General features: G+C 65.3%; 1 pseudogene. It reads left to right on the top strand.

Features of this window, described 5'->3' with window-relative positions:
* Positions 1–377, top strand: a pseudogene (locus BST12_RS29670) (hypothetical protein); the annotation flags it as partial.

Below are 377 nucleotides of genomic sequence, written 5' to 3' on the forward strand. Positions count from 1 at the left end.
GCGATTTCATCTTGGAGCAGCGCAAGATTCGCGATATCGCCAAGGTGGTGAACCTACGGTCGGCACCAGGCTTCAGCTTCGTGAGCGAGGACCTGGACCGGGTGCGGTCGCTGATGCGGTCGGTGTTGTGCTCGCTGGCGGTGTTTCACAACCCGCGTGACGTCAAGCTGATGGTGGTGACGCGCAACCCCGAGGTGTGGGCGTGGATGGTGTGGCTCCCCCACAACCTGCACGACGAGCTGTTCGATGCCTGCGGCTGGCGGCGGCTGATCTTTGCCACACCCGAGGAACTGGAGGCGGCGCTGGGAGCCGAGCTGCATATGAAGGGCAAGCGAGGCGCATGGACCCCGCCGACGGTGGCCAGCCCACCCGCGATG

It is taken from the genome of Mycobacterium angelicum (assembly GCF_002086155.1).
GTDB lineage: Bacteria > Actinomycetota > Actinomycetes > Mycobacteriales > Mycobacteriaceae > Mycobacterium > Mycobacterium angelicum.